Annotated in this window: 20 protein-coding genes; 7 read left to right on the plus strand and 13 right to left on the minus strand. The window is 60.5% G+C overall.

Annotation, left to right across the window (positions count from 1 at the left end):
• Positions 1-121: 121 nt before the first annotated feature.
• Positions 122-682, plus strand: a complete 561-nt coding sequence (locus PMI37_RS05045) for a chorismate--pyruvate lyase family protein (protein WP_008078759.1) — start codon at positions 122-124, stop codon at positions 680-682.
• The gene (gene ubiA / locus PMI37_RS05050; protein WP_008078760.1) at positions 682-1,572 is read left to right on the plus strand and encodes a 4-hydroxybenzoate octaprenyltransferase; all 891 of its coding nucleotides are present in this window, start codon (positions 682-684) and stop codon (positions 1,570-1,572) included. Before PMI37_RS05045 ends, ubiA begins: the two co-directional genes overlap by 1 nt.
• A gap of 83 nt (positions 1,573-1,655) precedes the next feature.
• On the opposite strand, the gene PMI37_RS05055 is transcribed toward ubiA, so the two are convergent.
• Positions 1,656-2,039, minus strand: a complete 384-nt coding sequence (locus tag PMI37_RS05055; protein WP_008078761.1) for a COG4315 family predicted lipoprotein — start codon at positions 2,037-2,039, stop codon at positions 1,656-1,658.
• A 151-nt stretch (positions 2,040-2,190) separates the two neighbouring features.
• Here PMI37_RS05055 and phoB point away from each other — a divergent pair, with 151 nt between their 5' ends.
• From phoB to PMI37_RS05070, 3 genes are all read left to right on the plus strand, one after another.
• Positions 2,191-2,880: a phosphate regulon transcriptional regulator PhoB gene (gene phoB / locus PMI37_RS05060; RefSeq protein WP_007896474.1), complete on the plus strand. Its 690-nt coding sequence runs from the start codon at positions 2,191-2,193 to the stop codon at positions 2,878-2,880.
• A 140-nt stretch (positions 2,881-3,020) separates the two neighbouring features.
• Positions 3,021-4,307, plus strand: coding sequence for a phosphate regulon sensor histidine kinase PhoR (phoR, locus tag PMI37_RS05065; RefSeq protein WP_238552685.1), 1,287 nt, complete (start codon positions 3,021-3,023; stop codon positions 4,305-4,307).
• A gap of 110 nt (positions 4,308-4,417) precedes the next feature.
• Positions 4,418-5,758: a hemolysin family protein gene (locus PMI37_RS05070; RefSeq protein WP_008078763.1), complete on the plus strand. Its 1,341-nt coding sequence runs from the start codon at positions 4,418-4,420 to the stop codon at positions 5,756-5,758.
• 109 nt (positions 5,759-5,867) lie between these two features.
• On the opposite strand, the gene PMI37_RS05075 is transcribed toward PMI37_RS05070, so the two are convergent.
• The 8 genes from PMI37_RS05075 to PMI37_RS05110 form a co-directional block, all read right to left on the minus strand.
• The gene (locus tag PMI37_RS05075) at positions 5,868-6,764 is read right to left on the minus strand and encodes a peptidoglycan DD-metalloendopeptidase family protein (protein ID WP_008078764.1); all 897 of its coding nucleotides are present in this window, start codon (positions 6,762-6,764) and stop codon (positions 5,868-5,870) included.
• A 186-nt stretch (positions 6,765-6,950) separates the two neighbouring features.
• A complete protein-coding gene (locus tag PMI37_RS05080) occupies positions 6,951-7,901 on the minus strand; it encodes a response regulator (RefSeq protein WP_008078765.1) in 951 nt (316 codons plus the stop codon).
• Positions 7,902-8,078: 177 nt separating this feature from the next.
• Complete coding sequence (gene phoU, locus PMI37_RS05085; RefSeq protein WP_007954334.1) at positions 8,079-8,840, minus strand: phosphate signaling complex protein PhoU; 762 nt, start codon at positions 8,838-8,840, stop codon at positions 8,079-8,081.
• 71 nt (positions 8,841-8,911) lie between these two features.
• Positions 8,912-9,745, minus strand: a complete 834-nt coding sequence (pstB, locus tag PMI37_RS05090) for a phosphate ABC transporter ATP-binding protein PstB (RefSeq protein WP_008078766.1) — start codon at positions 9,743-9,745, stop codon at positions 8,912-8,914.
• A 184-nt stretch (positions 9,746-9,929) separates the two neighbouring features.
• Entirely contained in the window at positions 9,930-11,600 is a 1,671-nt protein-coding gene (gene pstA, locus PMI37_RS05095) for a phosphate ABC transporter permease PstA (protein WP_008078768.1), read from the minus strand.
• A 16-nt stretch (positions 11,601-11,616) separates the two neighbouring features.
• Positions 11,617-13,650 carry an ABC transporter permease subunit gene (locus PMI37_RS05100; RefSeq protein WP_177323298.1) on the minus strand — a complete coding sequence of 678 codons (2,034 nt, stop codon included), beginning with the start codon at positions 13,648-13,650 and terminating at the stop codon, positions 11,617-11,619.
• A gap of 537 nt (positions 13,651-14,187) precedes the next feature.
• Positions 14,188-15,189 (minus strand): phosphate ABC transporter substrate-binding protein PstS, encoded by a 1,002-nt coding sequence (locus tag PMI37_RS05105; protein ID WP_008078772.1) that lies wholly within the window; start codon positions 15,187-15,189, stop codon positions 14,188-14,190.
• 240 nt (positions 15,190-15,429) lie between these two features.
• On the minus strand, positions 15,430-16,728 hold the full coding sequence (locus PMI37_RS05110; protein ID WP_008078773.1) for an MFS transporter: 1,299 nt from the start codon (positions 16,726-16,728) through the stop codon (positions 15,430-15,432).
• Positions 16,729-17,104: 376 nt separating this feature from the next.
• On the opposite strand from PMI37_RS05110, the gene PMI37_RS05115 reads away from it, so the two are divergent.
• Both PMI37_RS05115 and PMI37_RS05120 read left to right on the plus strand, forming a co-directional pair.
• Complete coding sequence (locus PMI37_RS05115; RefSeq protein ID WP_003229628.1) at positions 17,105-17,509, plus strand: acyl-CoA thioesterase; 405 nt, start codon at positions 17,105-17,107, stop codon at positions 17,507-17,509.
• Positions 17,510-17,566: 57 nt separating this feature from the next.
• The gene (locus PMI37_RS05120; protein ID WP_008078774.1) at positions 17,567-18,466 is read left to right on the plus strand and encodes a D-hexose-6-phosphate mutarotase; all 900 of its coding nucleotides are present in this window, start codon (positions 17,567-17,569) and stop codon (positions 18,464-18,466) included.
• 169 nt (positions 18,467-18,635) lie between these two features.
• Here the strand turns inward: PMI37_RS05120 and PMI37_RS05125 are convergent, their stop codons facing one another.
• The 4 genes from PMI37_RS05125 to purE form a co-directional block, all read right to left on the minus strand.
• A complete protein-coding gene (locus PMI37_RS05125) occupies positions 18,636-19,172 on the minus strand; it encodes a DUF3299 domain-containing protein (protein WP_008078784.1) in 537 nt (178 codons plus the stop codon).
• Between the two features lie 93 nt (positions 19,173-19,265).
• Complete coding sequence (locus PMI37_RS05130) at positions 19,266-19,511, minus strand: GlsB/YeaQ/YmgE family stress response membrane protein (RefSeq protein WP_007920223.1); 246 nt, start codon at positions 19,509-19,511, stop codon at positions 19,266-19,268.
• A 109-nt stretch (positions 19,512-19,620) separates the two neighbouring features.
• Complete coding sequence (locus PMI37_RS05135) at positions 19,621-20,703, minus strand: 5-(carboxyamino)imidazole ribonucleotide synthase (RefSeq protein ID WP_008078786.1); 1,083 nt, start codon at positions 20,701-20,703, stop codon at positions 19,621-19,623.
• A 10-nt stretch (positions 20,704-20,713) separates the two neighbouring features.
• Positions 20,714-21,205, minus strand: a complete 492-nt coding sequence (gene purE, locus PMI37_RS05140) for a 5-(carboxyamino)imidazole ribonucleotide mutase (protein ID WP_007954291.1) — start codon at positions 21,203-21,205, stop codon at positions 20,714-20,716.
• Positions 21,206-21,329 lie beyond the last annotated feature (124 nt).

Raw genomic sequence — 21,329 nt, forward strand, 5'->3', positions numbered from 1 at the left:
TTTGTACTGATGGAGCCGGGCAGATGCAAGCCTGTTCGGCGCAACGGCGCCCCGGATCGCTCAATATCGCAGCCTGCCATGGTAAGCTCGCCGCCTCATTTGCGGCCAATAATGACTCATTGTGCAACAGACTAATCCCGCCCCGGCCCCGCTCTGGCTGACTCAAAGCCGACTGACGCCCCTCCCCGATTCGTTGACCCTCGACTGGCTGTTCGACGAAGGCTCGCTGACCCGCCGACTCACACGTTTGTCCAACGATGGCTTCAGCGTGACGCCATTGTTCGAAGGCTGGGACACCCTGCGCGCCGATGAATGTACGGCGCTGGATCTGGCCGAAGGCAGCGAAGGCTGGGTGCGCGAGGTGTATTTGCGTGGCCACGGCGAGGCTTGGGTGTTTGCCCGCAGCGTCGCCTCGCGCGCCGCGTTGCAGGGCGACGGTTTGCACATGGACGAACTGGGCAGTCGCTCGCTGGGCGAATTGCTGTTCAGTGATCAGGCCTTCCAGCGCCGCGCCCTCGAAGTCTGCCACTACCCTGAAGCATGGCTGCCGCCCGCCGCCAAGGCGCCCGCACTGTGGGGCCGTCGTTCGCGTTTCGACCGTGGCGCGCTGAGCGTGCTGGTCGCGGAAATCTTCCTGCCGAGCCTGTGGCGCACCGCCCGCGCCCATCCGGAGAATTGCTGATGTATCAGAGCCTGCTCAAGTCCCTGAACCGTTTGAACCCGCGCGCCTGGGATTTCATTCAGCTGACCCGGATGGACAAGCCGATCGGTATTTACCTGCTGCTGTGGCCAACGCTGTGGGCGCTATGGATTGCCGGTAAAGGTTCGCCGTCGCTGGCCAACGTGGTGATTTTCGTCCTCGGCGTGGTGCTGACCCGCGCCGGCGGCTGCGTGATCAACGACTGGGCCGATCGCAAGGTCGACGGCCACGTCAAACGCACCGCGCAACGGCCATTGGCTGCGGGCAGAATCAGTTCGAAAGAAGCGCTGGTGTTCTTTGCGCTGTTGATGGGCGTGAGTTTTCTGCTGGTGCTGTGTACCAATGCGCCGACCATTTGGTTGTCGCTGGGTGGTCTGGCGCTGGCCTTCACCTATCCGTTCATGAAGCGCTACACCTATTACCCACAGGTGGTGCTGGGCGCGGCGTTCTCGTGGGGCATGCCGATGGCGTTCACCGCCGAAACCGGCGAACTGCCGGCGGCGGCGTGGTTGCTGTGGATCGCCAACCTGCTGTGGACGGTGGGTTATGACACCTATTACGCGATGACCGACCGCGATGACGATTTGAAGATCGGCGTGAAGTCGACGGCGATTCTGTTTGGTGAAGCGGATCGGGTGATCATCCTCAGTTTGCAGGCGCTGTCGCTGGGCTGCCTGTTGCTGGCCGGATCGAAGTTCGAGCTGGGCGTCTGGTTCCATCTCGGCTTGCTGGTGGCTGCCGGGTGTTATGCGTGGGAGTTCTGGTACACCCGGGATCGCGACCGGATGCGCTGCTTCAAAGCGTTTTTGCACAACCACTGGGCCGGGTTGGCGATTTTCGTCGGGATCGTGCTGGATTACGCACTGCGCTGACTGAAAAGATCGCAGCCTGCGGCAGCTCCTACAGGGCGTACACATTCCAATGTAGGAGCTGCCGAAGGCTGCGATCTTTTGCGTTACTTGGCTTTGGCGACTTTCCAGGCGCCGTCCATTTTGCCGTCACCGGTCATGTCACCGGCCTTCTTGTCCATCACGAAGGTGTACAGCGGCATGCCTTGGTAGGCCCATTGCATCTTGCCGTCGTCGCGTTTGATGACAGTCCAGTCACCCATCGACTTGTCACCCGCCGTCGCCATCAACGGCGGCCAGTTGGTTGCGCACTTGTCGTTGCACATCGACTTGCCGCCCGAGTCCTTGGCGAAGGTGTACAGGGTCATGCCTTTGTGGTCGGTGTACATGCCGTCCTTCTCCATCGCAGGATCTGCAGCCATGGCAAATCCAGGCAGCGTCAGAGCGGCAGCCATCAGCAGGGCTTTGAAAGAAACAGTCATTTGAGTCATGGAAACCTTCTTTTGTGGTTGTCAGGATTCGGACTTAGAGCTTAGTTCAGGATCACGCGAAACGCCGGGCGACGAAAATACTGTCACACGACTGCAATAATTCCGTTATCTAATGCGGCGCAAGACAGTTAAATGACAAGAGGATTAAGGCATGGTTGGCAGGAGCATTCTGATCGTCGACGACGAAGCGCCCATTCGCGAAATGATCGCCGTTGCGTTGGAAATGGCCGGCTATGACTGCCTCGAGGCAGAGAACTCGCAGCAGGCGCACGCCATCATCGTTGACCGCAAGCCGGACCTGATCCTGCTCGACTGGATGCTGCCCGGCACCTCCGGTATCGAACTGGCCCGCCGCCTCAAGCGTGATGAGCTGACCGGGGACATCCCGATCATCATGCTCACCGCCAAGGGCGAAGAGGACAACAAGATCCAGGGCCTGGAAGTCGGCGCCGACGACTACATCACCAAACCGTTTTCCCCGCGCGAACTGGTTGCACGCCTGAAAGCCGTGCTGCGTCGCGCCGGCCCGACCGATGGCGAGGCGCCGATCGAAGTTGGTGGCCTGCTGCTCGACCCGATCAGCCACCGCGTGACCATCGACGGCAAACCAGCCGAGATGGGCCCGACCGAATACCGTCTGCTGCAATTCTTCATGACCCACCAGGAACGCGCCTACACCCGTGGCCAGTTGCTGGATCAGGTCTGGGGCGGCAACGTCTACGTTGAAGAACGCACCGTCGACGTGCACATCCGCCGCCTGCGCAAGGCCCTCGGCGACGCCTACGAAAATCTGGTACAAACCGTGCGCGGCACCGGCTACCGGTTTTCCACAAAAGCATAAAAAAGCAGCTGCAAGCTTCTAGCTACAAGCGGCAAGTTGAAGCCGATCCGCTTTAGCTTGAAGCTTGTGGCTTGAAACTTGAAGCTGCGGCTAAGGACGCCCCCGTGAATCAAAACTGGCATGGCACCCTGATTCGCCACATGCTGTTGCTGGTCACCGCCTGCCTGGTGATCGGCCTGATCACCGGCTATTACGGCTGGAGCCTCGCGGCAGGTCTGGGCATTTATCTGGGCTGGACGCTCAAGCAATTGCTGCGGCTGCACGAGTGGCTGCGCCAGCATCAACCGGACGAAGCGCCGCCCGATGGCTATGGTCTGTGGGGCGAAGTGTTCGACAGCATCTATCACCTGCAACGCCGCGACCAACGCGTGCGCGGGCGTCTGCAAGCGGTGATCGACCGGGTGCAGGAGTCCACCGCCGCGCTGAAAGACGCGGTGATCATGCTCGACAGCGACGGCAACCTGGAATGGTGGAACCGCGCCGCCGAAACCCTGCTCGGTCTGAAGACCCCGCAGGACAGTGGCCAGCCGGTGACCAACCTGGTGCGGCATCCGCGCTTCAAGGAATACTTCGAGCAGGACAGCTACGCCGAGCCGCTGGAAATCCCTTCGCCGACCAACGATCGCGTACGCATTCAGCTGTACCTGACCCGCTACGGCAACAACGAACACCTGATGCTGGTGCGCGACGTCACGCGCATCCATCAGCTGGAACAGATGCGCAAAGACTTCATCGCCAACGTCTCCCACGAATTGCGCACGCCGCTGACGGTGATCTGCGGCTATCTGGAAACCCTGCTCGACAACGTCGAGGAAGTGAACCCGCGCTGGAGCCGCGCCCTGCAGCAGATGCAGCAACAGGGCGGACGCATGCAGACGCTGCTCAACGATTTGTTGCTGCTGGCGAAACTGGAAGCCACTGATTACCCGTCGGACAACCAGCCGGTGCAGGTCGACGCCCTGCTGCAATCGATCAAGGGTGATGCGCAGCAGTTGTCCGGTTCAAAGAATCAGCGCATCAGCCTCGAAGCCGACGCCGGCCTGCTGCTCAAGGGCAGCGAAGCGGAGTTGCGCAGTGCGTTCTCCAATCTGGTGTTCAACGCCGTGAAGTACACCCCGGCCGAGGGCAACATCCGCATTCGCTGGTGGGGCGACGATCAGGGCGCACACCTCAGCGTGCAGGATTCCGGGATCGGCATCGACAGCAAACACCTGCCGCGCCTGACCGAACGTTTCTACCGCGTCGACTCCAGCCGCAACTCCAACACCGGCGGCACCGGGCTGGGTCTGGCCATCGTCAAACACGTATTGCTGCGCCACCGCGCACGCATGGAGATCAGCAGCGTGCCCGGTCATGGCAGCACCTTCACCTGCCATTTCGCCCCGGCGCAAGTGGCCAGCGCACGGGCGATCAGCGCCGCTGAGTAATGTCGCACTAGGCAATCGCCAGGTCAGCCGCTACATTGGCTGACTTGTGCCTGCCTTTCAGGCGCGACTTTTACCTCTCTTGAATCACACGGAACCCGCAAAACTCCATCATGGACCCTTCCCCTGGCTTGTCCCTCGCAACAATATTCGCCGATTTCGGCATGATCCTTTTTGCTCTGATCCTGGTTTTGCTCAACGGTTTTTTCGTTGCGGCGGAATTCGCCATGGTCAAACTGCGCTCGACCCGGGTCGAGGCCATCGCCGACAAAAACGGCTGGCGCGGGCACATCCTGCGCACCGTACACAGTCAGCTCGATGCGTACCTCTCGGCGTGTCAGCTCGGTATTACCCTCGCCTCCCTTGGCCTGGGCTGGGTCGGTGAGCCGGCCTTTGCGCACATTCTCGAGCCGCTGCTGAGCGCGGTCGGTGTGCAGTCGCCGGAAATCGTCAAAGGCGTGTCGTTCTTCACCGCGTTCTTCATCATTTCGTACCTGCACATCGTGGTCGGCGAGCTGGCCCCGAAATCGTGGGCGATCCGCAAACCCGAGCTGCTGTCGCTGTGGACGGCGGTGCCGCTGTACCTGTTCTACTGGGCGATGTACCCGGCGATCTACCTGCTCAACGCCAGCGCCAACGCGATTCTGCGCATCGCCGGTCAAGGTGAGCCAGGCCCGCACCATGAACACCATTACAGCCGCGAAGAACTGAAATTGATCCTGCACTCCAGCCGTGGCCAGGACCCGAGCGATCAAGGCATGCGTGTTCTGGCGTCGGCGGTGGAAATGGGCGAGCTGGAAGTGGTCGACTGGGCCAACTCCCGCGAAGACCTGATCACGCTGGAATTCAACGCGCCGCTGAAAGAAATCCTCGCGATGTTCCGTCGCCACAAGTTCAGCCGTTATCCGGTGTACGACAGTGAGCGCCAAGAGTTCGTCGGCCTGCTGCACATCAAGGATCTGCTGCTGGAACTGGCGGCGCTGGACCATATTCCCGAGTCGTTCAACCTGGCCGAACTGACCCGTCCGCTGGAACGCGTGTCGCGGCATATGCCGCTGTCGCAGTTGCTGGAGCAGTTCCGCAAGGGCGGCTCGCACTTCGCCGTGGTCGAGGAAGCTGATGGCAACATCATCGGCTACCTGACCATGGAAGACGTGCTGGAAGTACTGGTCGGCGACATTCAGGACGAACACCGCAAGGCTGAGCGCGGGATCCTCGCGTATCAGCCGGGCAAGTTGCTGGTGCGTGGCGACACGCCGCTGTTCAAGGTGGAACGCCTGCTGGGCATCGACCTCGACCACATCGAAGCGGAAACCCTCGCCGGGCTGGTCTACGAAACCCTGAAACGGGTGCCGGAAGAGGAAGAAGTGCTGGAAGTCGAAGGCCTGCGGATCATCATCAAGAAGATGAAAGGGCCGAAGATTGTGCTGGCCAAGGTGTTGATGCTGGATTGAGTGAAATGCGGGTGACCGCATTGCCTGTTAAAAGATCGCAGCCTTCGGCAGCTCCTACAGGGATCGCATTTCCATGTAGGAGCTGCCGAAGGCTGCGATCTTTTGCTTTTTACTGTTTGCCCAACGCAAAGTTGGGCAACGCCCCCAGCGGCTGATTGAACTGGTAGGGAATCGACACCAGCCCCGCCCCGCTGTTGCGCTGCACCACAAAGTGCAGGTGTGGGCCGCTGCTGTTGCCGGTGTTGCCCGACAGCGCCAACGGACTGCCCACCGTCACCCTCTGCCCTTCGCGCACGCTCACCGAACCTTGCTTGAGGTGCAGGTACACGCCCATCGTGCCGTCGTCGTGCAGCACCCGCACAAAATTGCCGGACGCATCATTGCCGCGCCCGCTCTGCGAATTTTCGGTTTTCACCACCACCCCTGCCCGTGCGGCAATGATCGGCGTGCCGACCGGCATGGCGATGTCCATCGCGTATTTGTTCTTCGGCCCATAGTGGCTGTATTGGCCGTTGGCGCCCTGGCTCAGGCGGAACGGCCCACCGCGCCATGGCAGCGGATAGCGATAGCCCTGCGCGGTGCCGGCAGGGTCACCGAGGGAATAGTGGAATTGCGGCGTGTACACCAGCGGCTGTTTGCCGGACACCGCCGTCAGCAACGCCAACCGCGTGTTGCTGCGCGCCGGCAGCACCCGGCGGATGGTTTGCGCCGGTGCACCACGCACGTTGCTCATCCCGGTAAACGCCAGCGCCACCTCGACCGGCGCGTACAGATCGTTGCGCACGAAGACTACGTCGGCGCCCTTCTGCTTTTTGATGTCGAGGTATACCTGACGTTCCAGGCGCTCGACCATCCGGTCCTGAAAGACGAACACCTGCGCGCCTTTGCTCGGCCGGTCACTGTAGGAGACCACGCCGTTGGCATCGGTGGATTTGTAAATGGTCATGGCCACAGCCGAGGTGGAGGCCATGAAGAGACCACAGAGAAACAGCAGGCGCGCGAGCATGGGCAAGAGTCTGTCGAAGTATGGCCTGGGAGTGAGCCTAGCAGTTGTGACAGACCAGGCTAGTCGACAGATGTTTCAATTTGCCCAGCGCACAAAGCAAAAGATCGCAGCCTGCGGCAGCACCTACAGGGAAATGCATTCCCATGTAGGAGCTGCCGCAGGCTGCGATCTTTTCACAGACGCCGATTACGCGCCGGGAACGAAGTGCTTCTGCGCCGTGCCGCGAGCGATCAGGCGGGAGATGTAGTCGAGCTTCTGCGCATCCTGGTCGACAAAACGGAAGGTCAGTTGCAGCCAGTCGCTGTCGGCTTTCTGCTCATGCGCGACGATGGCGTGCAGGTAACCGTTGAGGCGGGCGATTTCAGCGTTGTCGCCCTGCTCCAGGTCGAGCACGGCGCTGTCGAGGATCTGCGGCAGGGTGTCGGTGCGTTTGATCACCAGCAGCGCTTCCTTGATGCTCAACGCCTTGATGACGCATTGCTGGGTGCCGCTCGGCAGACGCAATTGACCCTGACCACGACCACCGGCCGGCGCTTTCGACGCTGCGGGGGCCTGCACCGGTGGGCTGTTGAGCAAACCACGCGACGGCGCTGCAGCTGCTGGCGCAGCGGCAGCCGGTTTGGCGAACGGGTTGACCGCCGCTGCCGGTGCGCCGCCGACCACAGCAGGCTTGCCACCGGTCAACGCGCTCAGCGAATCGTTGCCGAACGCCGAGTTCATCTTGGTCGGCGCGCTGTTCATCAGGGTGTCGAGCTTGCCGACCTTGTTCAGCGCCTGTTTGACCTTGGTCAGCAGTTGCTCGTTGGTGAACGGCTTGCTGACGTAGCCGGAAACGCCGGCCTGAATCGCCTGCACGACGTTTTCCTTGTCGCCACGGCTGGTGACCATGACGAACGGCATAGTCTTGAGATTGTCTTGCTCGCGGCACCAGGTCAGCAGTTCAAGACCGGACATTTCCGGCATTTCCCAGTCGCACAGGACCAGGTCGAACGCCTCTTTGGCCAGCATGGCCTGAGCCTTTTTACCGTTGACGGCGTCCTCGGTGCGGATCCCCGGGAAGTAATTACGCAGGCACTTTTTCACCAGGTCACGAATGAACGAAGCATCGTCCACGACCAACACACTGATCTTGCTCATCCAACACCCCTATTAAAATCCCGGCAAGCATAACGCTGGCTGATGGCACATTGCCAAAACTCTTCAGTCACGCCGGGACTTTTCGTTCGCGGGTGCTGCTTTTTAATTCGATCTGCCTTGTGAAAAGCAGAAACAAAAACGCCCGGCCAAAGGGCCGGGCGCTTTTCTCAGGCAATCTTACTTATCGTCAGCATCGCCCGGAACATTAGCGGTTTCGCCGCTTGTGCCCTCAACTTCTTCCTTCATGCGCTTGAGGCCCATGTGGCGCACGTCAGTGCCGCGCACCAGGTAGATGACCAATTCGGAGATGTTGCGTGCGTGGTCGCCGATGCGTTCCAGCGAACGCAGCACCCAGATGATGCTCAAGACCCGCGAGATAGAGCGCGGATCTTCCATCATGTAGGTGGCCAGCTCACGCAGGGCGGTTTTGTATTCGCGGTCGATGATCTTGTCGTACTGCGCCACCGACAACGCCAGATCGGCGTCGAAACGGGCAAACGCGTCCAGCGCATCACGGACCATATTGCGCACCTGGTCGCCAATGTGACGAACCTCGACGTAACCGCGCGGCGCTTCGCCTTCTTCGCACAACTGAATGGCGCGACGGGCGATCTTGGTCGCTTCGTCACCGATGCGCTCCAGGTCGATCACCGACTTGGAGATGCTGATGATCAGACGCAAGTCGGACGCCGCCGGCTGACGACGGGCGAGAATGCGCAGGCATTCTTCGTCGATGTTGCGTTCCATCTGGTTGATCTGGTCATCGATCTCGCGCACCTGCTGAGCCAGACCGGAGTCGGCCTCGATCAGCGCGGTCACCGCGTCGTTGACCTGCTTCTCGACCAGCCCGCCCATGGCCAGGAGGTGGCTGCGCACTTCCTCAAGCTCAGCGTTGAACTGCGCGGAGATGTGATGGGTAAGGCCTTCTTTACTAATCATGTTGGCGTCCTTGGAGCGTCCGGTAAGGTGCGGTGGGCCGCAGCGTCAATTCTGTGAATAACCCGCAACTGTCAGCCATAACGACCGGTGATGTAGTCTTCGGTCTGCTTCTTCGCCGGATTGGTGAACAGGGTGTCGGTGTCGCCGAATTCCACCAGTTTGCCCATGTACATGAACGCCGTGTAGTCCGAAACCCGCGCAGCCTGTTGCATGTTGTGCGTAACGATGACGATGGTGAACTTGGATTTCAGCTCGTAGATCAGCTCTTCGACTTTCAGCGTCGAGATTGGGTCGAGGGCCGAGCACGGTTCGTCGAGCAACAGCACTTCCGGCTCAACCGCGATGGTACGGGCGATCACCAGACGTTGTTGCTGACCACCGGACAGGCCGAGTGCCGATTCGTGCAGACGGTCTTTGACTTCGTCCCACAGTGCCGCGCCTTTCAATGCCCACTCGACCGCTTCGTCGAGGATGCGCTTCTTGTTGATGCCCTGAATGCGCAGGCCGTACACGACGTTTTCGTAGATGGTTTTCGGGAACGGGTTGGGCTTCTGGAACACCATGCCGACGCGGCGACGCAGTTCGGCAACGTCTTCGCCCTTGCGATAGATGTTGTTGCCGTACAGGTTGATCGCGCCTTCTACGCGGCAGCCGTCAACCAGATCATTCATGCGGTTGAAAGTGCGCAGCAGCGTCGATTTACCGCAGCCGGACGGGCCGATGAACGCGGTCACGCGCTGTTTCGGAATGTTCATGCTGACGTCGAACAGCGCTTGTTTGTCGCCGTAGTACAGGCTCAGGCCGGGTACTTCGATGGCCACGGTTTCCTGTTCGAGGTTCAGGCTCTGCTTGTCGCGACCCAGGGCGGACATGTTGATGCCGTGGGTATGTGCTTCGTGCTGCATGGGAGGCTCCCTGTGCTAACAAATTCGGTTCGTTGAACCACTGGCCTTGCCAATGGGTTACAGAAAATCTGTGGCTTGCGCCAATCCTTGTGGGAGCTGGCTTGCCAGCGATGGCATCACCGCGGTGTTACTGGCTGACCGAGTCGCCTGCATCGCTGGCAAGCCAGCTCCCACAGGATTTGTGTTAACTGTCCAAAGCTTTGTATTTTTCGCGCAGGTGGTTGCGGATATACACCGCCGACAGGTTCAACGTGGCGATCACCAGTACCAGCAACAGCGCCGTGGCGTACACCAGCGGGCGGGCCGCTTCGACGTTCGGGCTCTGGAAGCCGACGTCATAAATGTGGAAGCCCAGGTGCATAATCTTCTGATCGAGGTGCAGGTACGGGTAGTTGCCGTCCACCGGCAGCGACGGCGCCAGTTTCACCACACCCACCAGCATCAGCGGCGCCACTTCACCGGCGGCGCGAGCCACGGCGAGGATCATGCCGGTCATCATCGCCGGGCTGGCCATCGGGATGACGATCTTCCACAAGGTCTCAGCCTTGGTCGCGCCGAGGGCCAACGAGCCTTCACGCACGGTACGCGGAATACGCGCCAGACCTTCTTCCGTCGCCACGATCACCACCGGCACCGCCAGCAGCGCCAGGGTCAACGAGGCCCAGAGCAAACCCGGTGTACCGAAGGTCGGTGCCGGCAGTGCTTCCGGGAAGAACAAACGGTCGACCGAACCACCGAGCACGTAAACGAAGAAGCCCAGACCGAACACGCCGTAAACGATCGCCGGAACGCCGGCGAGGTTGTTCACCGCGATACGGATGATCCGCGTCAGGGTGTTCTGTTTGGCGTATTCACGCAGGTACACCGCTGCCAGCACGCCGAACGGGGTGACGATCATCGCCATGATCAACGTCATCATCACGGTGCCGAAGATCGCCGGGAAAATCCCGCCTTCGGTGTTCGCTTCACGCGGGTCATCCGAAAGGAATTCCCAGATCTTGCTGAAGTAGAAACCAACCTTGGTGAAGGTGCTCATAGCGTTCGGCTGGTAGGCGTGAACCACTTTGCCCAGACCGATTTCGATCTCTTTGCCGTTGGCATCGCGAGCGGTCAGGGCATCGCGGTTGAACTGCGCATGCAGATCGGCCAGACGTGCTTCGATGTCCTGATAACGCGCGTTCAGCTCGGCGCGCTCGGATTCCATGTCCGCTTGCGCGGTGGCGTCGAGCTTGCCTTCCAGTTCCAGTTTGCGACTGTGCAGACGGATGCGTTCCAGCCCTGCGTTGATCGCACCGATGTCGGTTTTTTCCAACGACTTCAGCTGTGCCGCCAGACCGTTCACACGGTTGATCCGCGCTTGCAGCTCAGGCCAGGCAGCTTCGCCCTCGGCGATGACCTTGCCGTCCTGTTTGACGTTGACCAGGTAGCCGTAGAAATTGCCCCACTCGCGACGTTCGATCGCCATCAACTCCGGCGGCGTGGTCTGGTTGGTCAGCCACTCGCCGACGATCCAGGTGAAGTCGTTGCCGTTCAAATCACGGTTGCCGACCTTGATCAGCTCGCGGGTCATGAATTCCGGGCCGACGTCAGGCACCGGCAAACCGGCGCTCTTCAGACGTGCGCGGGGCACTTCTTCTTTCTGTACCACTTCACCGACGACCAGGTGATTGGCCTGGCCCGGGACGTCGTAGTTGGCGTGGATCAAATCCGCCGGCCAGAAGTGACCCAGACCGCGTACTGCGATCACTGCCAGCAGGCCAATGGTCATGATGACCGCGATGGACACCGCGCCACCGCTGATCCAGACGCCCGGGGCGCCGCTCTTGAACCATCCTTTCAGGGAGTTCTGTTTCACAGACTTCTACCTTTGCTTAAAGCGACGAGTATTTCTTGCGCAGACGCTGACGAATCAGTTCTGCCAGGGTGTTCATGACGAAGGTGAACAACAGCAGCACCAGCGCCGAGAGGAACAGCACGCGGTAGTGGCTGCCGCCGACTTCCGACTCGGGCATTTCCACCGCAACGTTGGCGGCCAGGGTGCGCAGGCCTTCGAACAGGTTCATTTCCATGACCGGGGTGTTGCCGGTGGCCATCAACACGATCATGGTTTCGCCGACCGCGCGACCCATGCCGATCATCAGCGCCGAGAAGATGCCCGGGCTGGCAGTCAGGATCACCACGCGGGTCATGGTCTGCCACGGCGTGGCACCGAGGGCCAGCGAGCCGAGGGTCAGGCCGCGCGGCACGCTGAACACGGCGTCTTCAGCAATCGAGTAGATGTTCGGGATCACCGCGAAACCCATGGCCAGACCGACCACCAGAGCGTTGCGCTGGTCGTAGGTGATGCCGAGGTCGTGGGAGATCCACATGCGCATGTCACCGCCGAAGAACCAGTTCTCCATGAACGGGCTCATGTACAGCGACAGCCAACCCACAAACAGAATCACTGGAATCAGCAGCGCACTTTCCCAGCCATCCGGGACTTTCAGGCGGATCGATTCAGGCAAGCGGCTGAAGGTGAAACCGGCGACCAGAATGCCGATCGGCAACAGCATCAGCAGGCTGAAGATGCCGGGGAGGTGCCCTTCGACGTACGGCGCGAGGAACAGGCCGGCGAAGAAACCGAGGATCACCGTCGGCATCGCTTCCATCAGCTCGATCACCGGTTTGACCTTGCGGCGCATGCCCGGGGCCATGAAGTACGCGGTGTAGATTGCAGCGGCAACCGCCAGCGGCGCGGCCAGCAGCATCGCGTAGAACGCGGCTTTCAGCGTGCCGAAGGTCAGTGGCGACAGGCTCAGTTTCGGTTCGAAATCGGTGTTGGCCGCGGTCGATTGCCAGACGTATTTAGGCTCGTCGTAGTTCTCGTACCAGACCTTGCTCCACAACGCGCTCCACGACACTTCCGGGTGCGGGTTGTCGAGCAGCAACGGTTGCAGCTTGCCGCCGGCTTCGACGATCACGCGGTTGGCGCGCGGCGACAGACCGAATACACCTTGGCCATCGACCACTTGATCAACCAGCAGCGTGCGGTGCGCGGTGCTGTGGAACACGCCGAGCTTGCCGCTGGCATCCAGCGCGAGGAAGCCTTTGCGACGTTCTTCAGCGGTGATTTCAACGATCGGCGTGGTGCCCATCTGGAAGGTGCGGATCTGCTTCAGGCGCAGCTCGCCGTCGGTGTCGCGGGCCATGAACCACTGGGCCAGACCGCCCTTGGAATCACCGACGATCAGCGAGATGCCACCGACCAGTTGCGTGGTTGCGGTGACTTCGGCGTCAGCGTTTTCCAGCAGTTTGTAGCGACCGTTGAGGCTCTTGTCGCGCAGGCTGAAGACATCGGCCTGGGCACGACCGTTGACCACGTACAGCCATTGCTGGCGCGGGTCGACGAAGATGTTTTTCACCGGCTCGGTCATCTGCGGCAGATCGATACGCTTCTGCTCGTTGGTGACTTCGCCGGTCATCATGTTTTCTTCGCTGGACAGCGACAGGACGTTGAGTTGCGAACCGGTCGAGCCGACCAATATCAGGGTGGTGTCGGTGGCATTCAGGCTGACATGCTCAAGCGCACCGCCGGCTTCGTTCAGCGCTATCGGCGTCTCGCCGTACGGGTATTCAATCGCCGGGGTGATGGTTTTCTTGCCATCGGGGTAGCTGACTTTGTAGGTGTGACGGAACACCAGTGCCTGACCGTTGGACAGGCCCACGGCCACCAGCGGTTGCCCCGGCTGGTCTTCACCAATGGAGGTCACGGTGGCACCGGCCGGCACCGGCAGATCGACGCGCTTCAGTTCAGCGCCACTGTCGATATCGAAGAACAGCGCCTGGCCTTTGTCCGACACGCGCATGGCCACCTGATTCTGCTCTTCGAGCGAAATCATCAGCGGCTTGCCAGCGTCCTGCATCCAGGCTGGGGTGATCGAGTCTTTCGCGGTCAGGTCGGCACCCTGGAACAGCGGCGCAACCACGTAGGCGAGAAAGAAGAAGATCAGGGTGATGGCTGCCAGCACCGCCAGGCCGCCAACGAGGACGTACCAGCGGGTGAAGCGATCCTTGAGCGCGCGAATGCGGCGCTTGCGTTGCAGCTCAGGCGTATTGAAATCAATGCGCTTGGGAGGGGAAGTCGTAGTCATTGGGGAATTGGCCAGATCATTCATGCGCACACCCTAGCGATCCTGTATGACAGAAAGATGACAATGCAGTGACGCACCAAATCCACCGCCAGCGGGTACTGGAGGAGGATCAAAGAATTCGAAGGTTCGCGGTGTCCGTGGAACCTGTACGGAACCGTTTGAAACCTGTGTAGGCGCTGACGAGGGAACCGAGGCTGCGATCTTTTGATCTTGCAGTCAGAGGCCAGATCAAAAGATCGCAGCCTCGTTTCCCTCGACAGCTCCTACAGGGGTTCCGGCAGATCCGGGGGTTAGCCCGGATCTACGGGGTTACTTCTTTGCGACTTCAGCGCCGCCTTCTTGCAGACCGAGGTCAGCCAGTGCTTTCGCAGCAACCTTGGCTGGCAGCGGGATGTAGCCGTCTTTCACCACAACTTCCTGGCCCTGTTTCGACAGCACCAGTTTCACGAACTCGGCTTCCAGCGGTGCCAGAGGCTTGTTCGGGGCTTTGTTGACGTACACGTAGAGGAAACGCGACAGCGGGTATTTGCCGTTCAGGGCGTTTTCTTCGGTGTCTTCGATGAAGTCAGTACCGCCCTTCTTGGCCAGAGCCACGGTTTTCACGCTAGCGGTCTTGTAACCGATGCCCGAGTAACCGATGCCGTTCAGCGAGGAGCTGATCGACTGCACTACCGACGCCGAACCTGGTTGTTCGTTGACGTTTGGTTTGTAGTCGCCTTTGCATAGGGCTTCTTCTTTGAAGTAGCCGTAAGTGCCCGATACCGAGTTACGACCGAACAGTTGCACTGGCTTGTTGGCCAGGTCGCCGGTCACACCCAGGTCGCCCCAGGTTTTCACGTCGGCTTTGGCGCCGCACAGACGGGTCGACGAGAAGATTGCGTCAACCTGTTCCATGGTCAGGTGCTGGATCGGGTTGTCCTTGTGTACGAAGACAGCCAGGGCATCCACAGCCACCGGGATAGCGGTTGGCTTGTAACCGTACTTCTGCTCGAAGGCAGCCAGTTCGGTGTCCTTCATCTTGCGGCTCATCGGGCCCAGGTTGGAGGTGCCTTCAGTCAGCGCAGGTGGCGCAGTGGCGGAGCCAGCGGCCTGAATCTGGATGTTTACGTTCGGGTATTCTTTTTTGTAGTTCTCAGCCCAGAGGGTCATGAGGTTGGCCAGGGTATCGGAGCCGACGCTGGACAGGTTGCCCGACACACCAGTGGTCTTGGTGTAGCTCGGGATAGCAGGGTCAACAGCGGCGAACGCGTTGGCAGTCGCAACGCCAGCAGCGACAAAAGTCATTGCCGCCATCAAACGCTTCAGTTTCATGCCTTACTCCTAGCAGATAGGGTGTGTTAAGTCGGGGCCAAGTATCAGCAGGCCGTGTGAACACTCTATGGCTGAAATATGACAATTGGATGAAAGGCCAGCATGTCGCGACAGATCGTTCCCACGCTCTGCGTGGTAACGCCGCCATGGACGCTCTGCGTCCGCATTTGAGAGGTGACGCGGAGCGTCACGGGATGCATTCCCACGCGGAGCGTGGGAACGATCAGTGCAAAGTCTGGATCAGCGGCCCTTCTTCCAGAGCCACGCCCCCACCAGCATCCCCATCGCGCACAGCACCGCCACATAATAAGCAGGCCCCATCGCGCTTTCTTTCAGCAGCAGACTCACCACCATCGGCGTCAACCCACCAAAGATCGCGTAAGCCACGTTGTACGAGAACGACAACCCGCTGAAGCGCACCACCGGTGGAAACGCTTTGACCATCACATACGGCACCGCCCCAATGGTGCCGACCAGAAACCCGGTCAGCGCATACAGCGGGAACAGCCAGTTCGGGTGCGCGGCGAGGCTGTGATAGAAGGTCCACGAGCTGATCAGCAAGCCCAGGCAACCGAACACAAACACCCGACCGGCACCAAAGCGGTCCGCCAGCGCACCGGAAATGATGCAGCCGATGCTCAGGAACACGATCGCCAGACTGTTCGATTGCAACGATTGCGTCGGCGTGAAGTGATAGACCGTTTGCAGCACGGTCGGGGTCATCAGGATCACCACAACAATCCCGGCCGACAGCAACCAGGTCAGCAGCATCGAGATCGCAATCGCGCCGCGATGATCACGCAGCACCGCCCGCAGCGGCACTTCCTCAGCCAAGGCTTTACGTTGTTGCAGTTCGGCGAACACTGGCGTCTCATGCAGCCAGCGGCGCAGGTAGACCGAGAACAGGCCGAACACACCGCCGAGCAGGAAAGGGATCCGCCACGCGTAATCGGACACTTCTGCAGGCGTATAGATGCTGTTGATCGCGGTGGCGACCAGTGAGCCGAGCAAGATGCCGGCGGTCAGGCCGCTGGTGAGTGTGCCGCAGGCGTAACCCATGTGCTTTTGCGGAACGTGTTCGGAAACGAAGACCCACGCGCCCGGCACTTCACCGCCAATCGCCGCGCCCTGAATCACGCGCATCACCAGCAGCAGGATCGGCGCCCACATGCCGATCTGTGCGTAAGTCGGCAGCAGCCCCATGATCAGGGTCGGCACGGCCATCATGAAAATGCTCAGGGTGAACATCTTCTTGCGCCCCAGCAGGTCGCCGAAGTGCGCCATGACGATGCCGCCCAGCGGCCGCGCGAGGTAGCCGGCGGCGAAGATGCCGAAGGTCTGCATCAGGCGCAGCCACTCGGGCATGTCGGCGGGGAAGAACAGCTTGCCGACCACGGTGGCGAAAAAAACGAAGATGATGAAATCGTAGAATTCCAGCGCACCGCCGAGGGCGGACAGCGACAGAGTCTTGTAGTCATTGCGGGTCAACGGTCGTGCGGGTTGCTCGGGCTGCGCGAGGCTCGAAGGCGCTGTGGTCATGGCAAGGGCTTCTCTTATAGTCGGATCTGCCGCCACAACAACGCTGGCGGTGGCTTGGGCAGGTTCGGCACCATAGCAAATTGTTCGAAAAAGCACATAGAGGCGCGTATTTGACGGTCAAAATCAGAACCGGATGGTCGTCGTGGAGTCTACCGACCGATATACTCGCAACCTGCTCCGGTTTGTAGGGGGTTGCTGTGCGAAAACGTCGTTGGCCCGGCCTTTGCTCGGGATTAGCCGGTTTCGCAGAGTTTCTCCTTCAGGCGGCTTATGGAAAACGTGACGAACGTAGTATGTTCGGTGCTGAATCGTTTTTCCTGAAGACGGCTACCACCCGCAATACCAACAAGAGTCACGGGTCAGAGGCACCCCCGGCATGATAGAGCTCGAACAAGAAGATCCGATCCCGCAAGGCGACCTGGCCCTGCAAATCACCGCACTCCCGCGCGAAACCAACGGCTTTGGCGATATTTTCGGCGGCTGGCTGGTGGCGCAGATGGATTTGGCCGGCACCGCAATGGCCAGCCGTGTCGCTGGCGGTCGCGTCGCCACGGTTGCCATCGATCGCATGGCGTTCCTCGTGCCGGTCGCTGTCGGCGCGCAATTGTCCTTTTATACCCAGACCCTGGAAATCGGCCGCAGCTCGATCCAGATGATGGTCGAAGTGTGGAGCGACGATCCGCTGTCCAGCGAGTGGCGTAAAGTGACCGAAGCGGTCTTCGTCTTCGTCGCCATCGACGGCAGCGGTCGCACACGCTCGGTTCCACCGCGCGCGCGTTAAACCTCGCGGCCGTTTGACGGTCGATTGTTGTCCTTGTTACTGATCGAGAGCTGTCCCATGAACACGCCCAACGTTGAAGCCGTGAAACTGGATGAACTGAACTGCTGGCGCATCCGCCACGGTCAGGCCGAAGTGCTGGTGGCCCAGCAAGGCGCGCACATCCTCAGTTATCAGATCGATGGCCAGCCGCCGATCATCTGGCTCAACGACAAGGCCGACTTCAAGACAGGCAAAAGCATCCGCGCCGGTGTTCCGGTGTGCTGGCCGTGGTTTGGCAAGTTCGAGCGCAACCCGCAGAGCGTGCAGGCCATGTACACCGGTGAGCAACCGGCGTCCGCGCACGGTCTGGTGCGGGCGATGGATTGGGAGTTGGGTGGCATCGAATCAGAGGCTGACGGCGTCAAGGTCGAGTTCAAACTGGCCTACCCCGAAGGCGGCCTGCCGGGCTGGCCGCATCAGGTCGATCTGACCCTGACCCTGCATTTGTCCGAGCAACTGAGTTTCAGCCTGACCAGCCATAACCGTGGCAGTGACACCGTCAGCCTGAGCCAGGCGCTGCACACCTATTTCGCGGTCAGCGATGTGCGCAACGTGCACGTCGATGGCGTCGATGGCTTGAATTACATCGAGACGCTGGATGACTGGAAAACCAACCGTCAGCAAGGTGACCTGCAGTTTGCCGGTGAGACCGACCGCATCTATCTCGACGCTCCGCCGCAGCTGAGCATCGTCGACGCGGCCTGGGAACGACGCATTGTGCTGACCTGCACCGGCTCGCGCACGGCGGTGATCTGGAATCCGTGGATTGACCGCGCGGCCGCGCTGGCGGATATGGATAACGATGGCTGGCAGCGCATGTTGTGCATCGAGACGGCGAATGTAATGGATGACATCGTCACGCTGGCACCGAGTGCGAGCCATACCATGGGTGTCAGTGTCGCCAGCACACCGCTCTAACCAACACCGCCAAACCCAATGTGGATGTGAGCCTTTGTGGCGAGGGGATTTATCCCCGATGGACTGCGCAGCAGGCCCTGCTCTTTTAAAAGCGGGGTCGCTTCGCAACCCATCGGGGATAAATCCCCTCGCCACATGGGCTAATCCCTACATGTGTTATGTGCAGGTTTTAAAGATCAGATTCCTGCACCACCCGCACCTTGTCCGCGTCCAGCGCATACGCCGCGTCAGCCAGGTCATTGCTGACCTTCTCGACTTTCAGCGTGCCGGTCACCCACAGCGGCGTATAGATATCGTCCAGCTTCAAACCCTTCGGATAACGCACCAGCACCAGTTGATTCGGCGGCGGTGGCGGCACGTGAATGCAAGCGCCCGGATAAGGCACGAGGAAGAACAGCGTGCTGCGGCCCTTGGCGTCAGACTCCAGCGGCACCGGATAACCACCGATGCGGATGTGTTTGTCGTTCATCGACGCCACGGTTTTGGTCGAATACATCACCGCCGGCAGACCTTTGGCCTGCTTCATCCCGCCCTTCTCGGTGAAGGTGCCGGTGGCTTCCGGGGAGTTGTGGTCGATTTCAGGCATGGCCTCGAGGGCCTTTTGGTCCGACTTGGGCATCAGTTCGAGCCAGTCGGTTTCCGGCAGTTCGCCGGCGTGGGCCAAACCGCTGCCCAGGAACAGGAGAGTCAACAGAAGACGGCGCATGAAGGTGCTCGGTATAGAAAGGAATGAACGCTGAATCGCCGAGCATTCTAGCCCTCCCGGCCACTTTGGCAGAGAGGGCTTTGTCGCTTTGGATCAGTTCTTTTTGATCAGGCCGTAGATCACCAGCAACACGATTGCGCCAACCAGTGCGCCGATGAAACCTGCGCCCTCGCCCGCGTGATAGATGCCCAGAGCCTGGCCGCCGTAAGTGGCCGCCAGCGAACCGCCGATACCGAGCAGGATGGTCATGATCCAGCCCATGCTGTCATCGCCCGGTTTCAGGAACCGAGCCAGCAGGCCGACGATCAAGCCGATAAAGATGGTTCCGATAATTCCCATGGCAATTCCCTCTCAGTAGTAGATATGCGAAGCCTAGTCAGACTTTGGCATCCTGCCATGAGAGAACGGCGGCCCCTGAATGGTTCCGCCGCTGCCACATGAAACTGTTTTACTCGGCGATCAGCGCTTCGACCTTGATGATCTGCGCCTGCAGCGTGGCCATGTCCGCGCAGCGCAGGTTGGCGTGACCGACCTTGCGCCCGGCCTTGAACGCTTTGCCGTAGTGATGCAGGTGGCAATCGTCGATGGCGATGACCTTCTCAACCGGCGGTACCACGCCGATGAAGTTGAGCATCGCGCTCTCGCCAACCTTGGCCGTCGAACCCAGCGGCAGGCCGGCAACGGCGCGCAGATGGTTTTCGAACTGGCTGCACTCGGCGCCTTCGGTGGTCCAGTGCCCGGAGTTGTGCACGCGCGGGGCGATTTCGTTGGCCTTGAGGCCACCGTCAACTTCAAAGAACTCGAACGCCATCACGCCGACGTAGTTCAACTGCTTGAGCACACGGCTCGAGTAGTCTTCGGCCAATGCCTGCAACGGGTGATCAGTGCTGGCAACGGACAGCTTGAGAATGCCGCTGTCGTGGGTGTTGTGTACCAGCGGATAGAACTTGGTTTCGCCATCGCGGGCGCGCACCGCGATCAGCGAGACTTCACCGGTGAACGGCACGAAGCCTTCCAGCAGGCAGGCAACGCTGCCCAGTTCGGCGAAGGTGCCGACCACATCTTCCGGCTTGCGCAGGACTTTCTGGCCCTTGCCGTCGTAACCCAGGGTGCGGGTTTTCAGCACGGCCGGCAGACCGATCGCAGCGACCGCAGCGTCCAGATCGGCCTGCGACTGAATGTCGGCGAAGGCCGGGGTCGGGATGCCCAGATCCTTGAACATGCTCTTTTCAAACCAGCGATCGCGAGCGATGCGCAGGGCTTCGGCGCTCGGGTAGACCGGGACGAATTGCGAAAGAAATGCCACGGTTTCGGCCGGGACGCTTTCGAACTCGAAGGTCACCAGATCGACTTCATCGGCCAATTGGCGCAGATGATCCTGATCGCCGTAATCGGCCCGCAGGTGTTCGCCCAGCGCAGCGGCGCAAGCGTCCGGCGCAGGGTCGAGGAAAGCGAAGTTCATGCCCAGCGGAGTGCCCGCCAGGGCCAACATGCGACCCAACTGGCCGCCACCGATTACACCGATCTTCATCTCAACAACCTCAGGCAATACGTGGGTCTGGATTGTCCAGGACGCTGTCTGTCTGCTCGGCACGGAAGGTTTTCAGTACCGCGTGGAACTGCGGATGCTTGGCGCCGAGGATGCTCGCCGAGAGCAGCGCGGCGTTGATCGCGCCGGCCTTGCCGATGGCCAGGGTGGCGACCGGAATGCCGGCTGGCATCTGCACGATCGACAGCAGCGAGTCGACGCCCGAGAGCATGGCCGACTGCACTGGCACGCCCAGCACCGGCAGATGGGTCTTGGCCGCACACATGCCTGGCAAGTGGGCTGCGCCACCGGCACCGGCGATAATCACCTCGATGCCGCGGCCTTCGGCCTCTTCGGCGTACTGGAACAGCAGATCCGGGGTACGGTGGGCAGAGACCACTTTGACCTCGTACGGGATGCCGAGCTTTTCCAGCATATCGGCGGTGTGGCTAAGGGTGGACCAATCGGACTTGGAGCCCATGATCACGCCAACCAGTGCACTCATCGTCGCGCCTCTTCTCTCTGGAGCGCCCGCAGGCGCGTCATAAAACAACAAGCCACGCAGGTTGCGTGGCTTGATTGTACGAAAAATGGCCGGACGTGCCGGCCGAAGGCCGCGCAGTATACCG

Origin of the sequence: Pseudomonas sp. GM80 (assembly GCF_000282515.1) — a bacterium.
Taxonomy (GTDB): domain Bacteria; phylum Pseudomonadota; class Gammaproteobacteria; order Pseudomonadales; family Pseudomonadaceae; genus Aquipseudomonas.